Annotated in this window: 5 protein-coding genes and 2 pseudogenes; 6 read left to right on the top strand and 1 reads right to left on the bottom strand. The window is 66.4% G+C overall.

All coding sequences use genetic code 11. From position 1 onward, the window contains the following. Nucleotides 1-129: 129 nt before the first annotated feature. Nucleotides 130-387, bottom strand: coding sequence for a hypothetical protein (locus BN4346_RS42310; protein WP_154677656.1), 258 nt, complete (start codon nt 385-387; stop codon nt 130-132). A gap of 421 nt (nt 388-808) precedes the next feature. Here BN4346_RS42310 and BN4346_RS42305 point away from each other — a divergent pair, with 421 nt between their 5' ends. The 6 genes and pseudogenes from BN4346_RS42305 to BN4346_RS42280 all read left to right on the top strand — a co-directional run. Next, a complete protein-coding gene (locus tag BN4346_RS42305) occupies nt 809-1,006 on the top strand; it encodes a type II toxin-antitoxin system VapB family antitoxin (protein WP_067975903.1) in 198 nt (65 codons plus the stop codon). After that, a pseudogene (locus BN4346_RS42300) lies at nt 1,003-1,373 on the top strand (type II toxin-antitoxin system VapC family toxin). Before BN4346_RS42305 ends, BN4346_RS42300 begins: the two are co-directional and overlap by 4 nt. A 484-nt stretch (nt 1,374-1,857) precedes the next feature. After that, nucleotides 1,858-2,838 carry a YncE family protein gene (locus BN4346_RS42295; protein ID WP_235653692.1) on the top strand — a complete coding sequence of 327 codons (981 nt, stop codon included), beginning with the start codon at nt 1,858-1,860 and terminating at the stop codon, nt 2,836-2,838. 41 nt (nt 2,839-2,879) lie between these two features. Further along, complete coding sequence (locus tag BN4346_RS42290; RefSeq protein WP_067975899.1) at nt 2,880-4,514, top strand: long-chain fatty acid--CoA ligase; 1,635 nt, start codon at nt 2,880-2,882, stop codon at nt 4,512-4,514. Beyond that, nucleotides 4,514-5,572, top strand: coding sequence for an NAD(P)H-dependent amine dehydrogenase family protein (locus BN4346_RS42285; protein WP_067975896.1), 1,059 nt, complete (start codon nt 4,514-4,516; stop codon nt 5,570-5,572). The genes BN4346_RS42290 and BN4346_RS42285 overlap by 1 nt, the downstream gene beginning before the upstream one ends. Nucleotides 5,573-5,580: 8 nt before the next feature. Beyond that, nucleotides 5,581-6,432 (top strand): annotated as a pseudogene (locus BN4346_RS42280) (class II glutamine amidotransferase); the annotation flags it as partial. Nucleotides 6,433-6,438: the final 6 nt, after the last annotated feature.

Raw genomic sequence — 6,438 nt, 5'->3', positions numbered from 1 at the left:
GGGGGTATGTGCCTAAGCCACGAGCGGCGGCTGCCTGCCTTTGGGGGTTGCCCCCCTCCGTTAGACTGGCTGTTGCGGGTGCGCCCCTACATTTCATGTAGGCATTGCGGCCCGCTTTTTCGTGGCCAGTCAGCTCCGGATGGCGGCGATCGTCGCTAGGTCTTCTCGGATCGCGGCGATGTCATCAGGATCAAGGGCTGGATCGTCGGCGAACTCAGCAACCGCGTCCACGAGGCCCTGTGGCAGGGGAATGGGCCGCAGCGCGGCCTGCTCAACCAGGTCGATGATGGCTGCGACATACTCGCCAGCCGCGAGCTCGCCTTTGATGCCGAATCCATCGGGCTTTACGACAGCAAACAGCTGCTCAGCAAGCTCATGGTCAGTCATCACAAGCACCAGGCTACGGCCGGGTAACCGACAGGCACGACCCGTGCCCACGTTCTGCCCACAATCTGCCCACAGTTACACATAACTAGCGTGAATAACACTGATGTATTTCAGCAGTTAAACGGGGGTATGCCCTGTCTGCCAGCACCGTGAAATCGGTTCGAGTCCGACTGGGGGCACCGCGTCCGTTGCGTTGCGTCAACAGCCCGGATGGTCGCGTCGTGCATCCATCAGCTGTCTAGGGGTCGGGATGCTCGCCCTCGGGCGCAGCGCGTCAGCGTCGCCAGCTGGCTTGGCCCACTTGGCAAGCCGAGGTGGTCTTCGGCCACAACGTCAGAGAACCCGTGCCTTGTCGAAGCCGCACCATGCGGGCATCATTGCTGTCATCAAATGATGCAGTAGTTGATGCAAGGAGGCGGCGATGCGGACCACGGTGACCATCGATGACGACTTGCTGGCTCGGGCAAGCGAGCTGACCGGGATCACCGAGAAGTCCGCGTTGCTGCGCGATGGTTTGCGGACACTGATTCGCGTCGAGAGCGCCCGGCGACTGATTGCCCTTGGTGGGGCCGATCCCCGGGCAGCGGCGGCGCCGCGGCGGCGTACCTCCACCCCGTGATACTGGTCGACACCTCGATCTGGATCGACCATCTCCACCGGACCGAGTCAGACCTTGTCGACCGCCTGCAAACGATGAGGTCGGCTGTCACCCGTTCGTGATCGAGGAACTGGCTCTCGGATCGATCAAGCAACGCGACGCGGTCTTGGAGCTTCTCGAAAACCTGCGCCAGTTCCCTGTACTCAGTCACGCCGAGGCGATGACGTTCGTCGACGAACGTCGGCTCTGGGGGCGGGGCCTGAGCGCAGTCGATGCGCACCTGCTGGGCTCGGTGTTGCTCACGGGCGGATCGCGGCTGTGGACGCGCGACAAGCGGCTGAGCACCGTATGTCGCGAAGTCGGTGTTGCCGCTGTTGACGAGACGTAGCGCGTCCCCCGGCCTGCGACCTACCGGCGCCATACCCGCCCGCCCGGGAATTTGCAAGGACTCTGCGGCAAGAAGCGCGGAATTTCCTGGTGGGAGTTCTTAATTTCTTATTCAATATTAATCACAGCGCGCATCGTAAGTTGCTGAAGATAGATAAATACCCTGTCGATACCTATAGGTTAGTTTGCTGTTGGTTGTAGATCTTGCGGTTTCGCCCGGTGTGACGTGAGACTGCTGGGATTAACCTGCGACCTCGATCACAATAACTAGGACATTTTCCTGTTACCTCGAATTCACCGCTAGGATCGACCGAACGCCCCGCCCCGGCATCCCGGTCTCGACCGGGCCGCGCTGCGGCAGCCGCGGGGGTGCGTGGGCAGTGACGAGACGAACGTGAGCGATACGAACAGTGGTTGATTGGAGCGATGTGGACGAAGTGCCGGCTTATAGATTGGCCAACTCTCCATCGCGCGTCGCCAACACCGTGAGACTGGATCGCGGCCCGATCGGCGGCCTCGCGGTCACCGCGGACGGCCGACGGCTGCTGGCCACCAACTATGGCGACGACACCGTCTCGATCATCGACACCGCCACCTGCAAGATCGTGAACACGGTTTTCCAGGCCGACGAGCCGTTCTCGATCGCTGCCGGCCCCGCCGGCACCGGATGGGCCTATGTCACCGCAGGTTCGACCGCGCTGGACGCCGTGCTGGCGATCGACGTCGACACTGCGCAGGTCTCCGGGTGTTACCCGGTGGCCATGGACGTCGGTGACCTGGTTGCCGACCCGACCAGCAGTCGCGTGTACCTCACCCGTACCGGATCGGCCGGCGTCGACGTGCTCGCGCTCGACGCGGCCCTGCGTCCCGCCGCGTCCGCCGCGGTGTCCGGGCACCCCGGGGCGGCAGCGGCCGGCCTGCGGATCAGCGCGGACGGCCGGCGGCTGTATGCGGCGGTCCGTCAGCCCGGCGGCGACACCGTCGTGGTGTTGGACCGCGACCTGAACATCATCGACACCGTCAAGGTCGGCGCCACCATCATCGATGTGGCGGTCAGCCCGGACGGTGCCCGACTGTACGTGGCGACGTCGGGTCCCGACAGTCGCGGCCGGGTGCACGTTGTCGACACCCGCACGCACGCGGTCAGCTCCAGCCGCGCCATCGAGGCCCAGCTGATCCAGCTGATCGCCGGCCGCGACGGCCAGCGCATCTACCTGGTGACCGACGGGTCCGTGTTGGTCATGTGCGCCCGCACCAGCGAGACCCTCGGGACCCTGGCCGGCGTCGCCGAGGCGTCCTGCGCCGCGGAGAGCCCGGACGGCAGCTGGCTCTACATCGCCGGATTCGACGGCAAGGTGACCGTCGCTTCGCTGGCTGACCTGCCGGCGCCTTCGGCATCGTTGCACGAGCAGCTCGAGCTCGACGACGCCGTCACCCGCATGCTGCAACTCGAACCCGCGCTGTAACCCACGCCACGTCCGGAATGCTGGCGTGATCGAATAGGTCGATGCACAGCACCATGCAGCACTGGCCGTTGACGGTCGGCGCCATCTTGAATCACGTCACGGCCGTCCACGGTGACCGCACCGTCACCACCATGGCCGACGACGGCGGCTATCGAGTCACCGCCTATCGCGAGCTCGGTGGGCAGGCGGCCCGGTTGGCGAATGCCCTGCGGCGCCTCGGTATCACCGGCGACGAGCGGGTGGCGACCTTCATGTGGAACAACACCGAACACCTGGCCGCCTACCTGGCGATCCCGGCGATGGGTGCGGTGCTGCACACGCTCAACATCCGGCTGTTCGCCGAGCAGATCGTCTTCGTCGCCAACGAGGCCGAAGACCAGGTGATCCTGGTCGACGCCTCCCTGGTGCCGCTGCTGGCGCCGGTGCTGGCCCAGCTGGAGACGGTGCACACCGTGATCCTCGTCGGCGACGGCGACAGCGCGGCGTTGACGGCCTCCGGCAAGACCGTGCTGGGCTATGCCGACCTGCTGGCCGCCGAGTCCGACGAGTTCGACTGGCCGGTCGTCGACGAGAACTCGGCGGCCGCGATGTGCTACACCAGCGGCACCACCGGCAATCCCAAGGGCGTGGTCTACAGCCACCGCTCCAGCTACCTGCACGCGATGGCCGGGTGCACCACCAATGGCACCGCGATCGGCGCGATCGACTGCGTGCTGCCGATCGTGCCGATGTTTCACGCCAACGCCTGGGGGCTGCCGTATTCGGCACTGATGGCCGGCGCGGATCTAGCGATGCCCGACCGGCATCTGGACGCCAAATCGCTGGTCGCCCTCATCGAATCGCAGCGGCCCACCGTGGCCGGTGCGGTGCCGACGATCTGGAACGACGTCCTGCACTACTTGGAACGCGAACCCGGCCATAACATTTCGTCGTTGCGGTTGGTGGCCTGCGGTGGGTCGGCGGTGCCGGTGTCGCTGATGCAGGCGTTCGAGCAACGGCACGGCGTGCAGGTGCGGCAACTGTGGGGCATGACCGAGACCTCGCCGATGGCGACCATGGCCTGGCCGCCGCCGGGCACCCCGCCCGAGCAGCACTGGGCGTTGCGGGGCACCCAGGGTCGGCCGGTGTGCGGTGTCGAGACCCGCATCGTCGACGACGAAGACGCGGTGCTGCCCAACGACGGCGAGGCGGTCGGCGAGCTGGAGGTGCGCGGCGCCTGGATCACCGGCGCCTACTTCCGCGGCCAGGACGAGTCCAAGTTCTCCTCGGGCTGGCTGCGCACCGGTGACGTGGGACGCATCGACGCGCAGGGTTTCATCACGCTGACCGATCGGGCCAAGGACGTGATCAAGTCCGGTGGGGAGTGGATCTCCTCGGTGGAACTGGAGAACGAGCTGATCGCCCACCCCGATGTCGTCGAAGCCGCGGTGGTCGGGGTGCCCGACGAGCGCTGGCAGGAGCGGCCGCTTGCCGTCGTGGTGGCCCGCGCCGGTGCCTCGGTCAACGGAGCCGAACTGCGAACCTTCCTGTCCGACAAGGTCGCCCGCTGGTGGCTTCCGGAACGCTGGACCTTCGTCGAGGCGATCCCGCGCACCAGTGTCGGCAAGTACGACAAGAAGACCATACGTGCCCGGTACGCCGACGACCAATACCAAGTGAGTGAGGTGCATAACTGATGAGCCTGCGTGTCATCCAATGGGCAACCGGAGGAGTCGGAGTCGCCGCGGTCAAGGGCGTACTCGAGCATCCCGACCTGGAGCTGGTCGGTTGCTGGGTGCACTCGAAGTCCAAGAGCGGCAAGGACGTCGGGGAGATCATCGGCACCGACCCGGTGGGTGTCACGGCCACCGACAGCGTCGACGAGATTCTGGCGCTGGACGCCGACGCGGTGATCTACGCGCCGCTGATGGGCAACGCGGATGAGGTCGCGGCGCTGCTGCGCTCCGGCAAGAACGTCGTCACCCCGGTCGGCTGGGTCTACCCCAGCGAACGAACGGCCGCCCCGCTGAAAGCTGCCGCGGAGGCCGGCAATGTGACCCTGCACGGCGCTGGCATCGCGCCAGGCGCCGTGAGCGAGCTCTTCCCGCTGCTGCTGTCGGTGATGTCCACGGGTATCACTTTTGTTCGCTGCGAAGAGTTCTCGGACCTGCGCACCTACGGTGCGCCGGACGTGCTGCGCCACGTGATGGGATTCGGCGGCACCCCGGATCAGGCCTTGACCGGGCCGATGCAAAAGATGCTCAACAGCGGCTTCATCCAGTCGGCGCGACTGTGCGTGGATCGGCTGGGTTTCGCGGCCGACCCCGAGATTCGCGCATCGCAAGAAGTGGCCGTCGCGACCGCACCGATCGAGTCGCCGATCGGCGTGATCGAACCGGGCCAGGTCGCCGGCCGCCGTTTCCATTGGGAGGCGATGGTAGGTGACACCCCGGTGGTGCGGATCACGGTGAATTGGCTGATGGGTGAGGAGAACCTTGACCCGCCATGGACTTCAGGGCCAGCGGGAGAGCGCTACGAGATGGAGGTGCGGGGCAACCCCGACACGTTCATCACCGTCAAGGGCTGGCAGCCCGAAACTGTCGAAGAGGGCCTGATCAGCAACCCCGGCGTCGTGGCAACCGCGGCGCACTGCGTCAACGCCATCCCGGCGACCTGCGCCGCCCCACCCGGTATCGCCGGGTTCTTCGACCTGCCGCTCATCACCGGCCGGGCCGCTCCGCACCTGGCGCGCTGAGCCCCGCCGTGTGCCGACTTTTCGGGCTGCACGCCGGGACCGACGCCGTCACTGCCACGTTCTGGCTGCTCGACGCTCCGGACAACCTCGCCGAGCAGAGCAGGCGCAACCCGGACGGCACCGGGATCGGCGTCTTCGACGCCCACGGCGTAGCTCACCTGCACAAAGAGCCGATAGCGGCATGGCAGGACGCCGAATTCTCCACGGAAGCAAACGAACTGACCGGAACCACGTTCGTCGCGCATGTGCGCTACGCAACCACCGGTGCGCGGGACGTCGCCAACACCCACCCGTTCCTGCAGGACGGCCGGATCTTCGCGCACAACGGCGTGCTGCGTGGCCTCGATGCCATTGAGGAACGGCTTCGCGACGTCGGCACCGCGGATCTGGTTGGGGGACAGACCGATTCCGAACGGGTCTTTGCGTTGATCACCGGTTGCGTGCGTGCGCAGGACGGCGACATCGGTGCCGGCCTGCGCGACGCGGTCGGCTGGCTGGCATCCAACGTGCCGATCTATGCACTCAATATCCTGCTGAGCACGGCCACCGACATGTGGGCGCTGCGCTACCCCGAGACCCACGAGCTGTACCTGCTGGATCGCCGCGACGGATCCGCACCGGTCGGACTGGACCTGAGGACCCCGCGGATCCGGGCGCACTCCGAGCAGTTACGGGGCCGCCCGGCGGTAGTGTTCGCCAGCGAGCCGATGGACACCGATCCGCGCTGGCAGCTGATCGCCCCCGGGGAATTGGTGCACGTCGACGCCGGGCTGGCAATCACCACCGAGCTGGCCTTCCCCGATCCCCCCGCCCAGCAACTGCGCCGCGAAGACCTGACCGCCGCTGCCCAGGAGGCCCAACAAAAC

It is taken from the genome of Mycolicibacter icosiumassiliensis (assembly GCF_900078685.2).
In the GTDB taxonomy this organism is placed as follows: domain Bacteria; phylum Actinomycetota; class Actinomycetes; order Mycobacteriales; family Mycobacteriaceae; genus Mycobacterium; species Mycobacterium icosiumassiliensis.
Note: the sequence above shows the minus strand (reverse complement) of the source record. Positions and strands in the feature narration are given on the sequence as shown.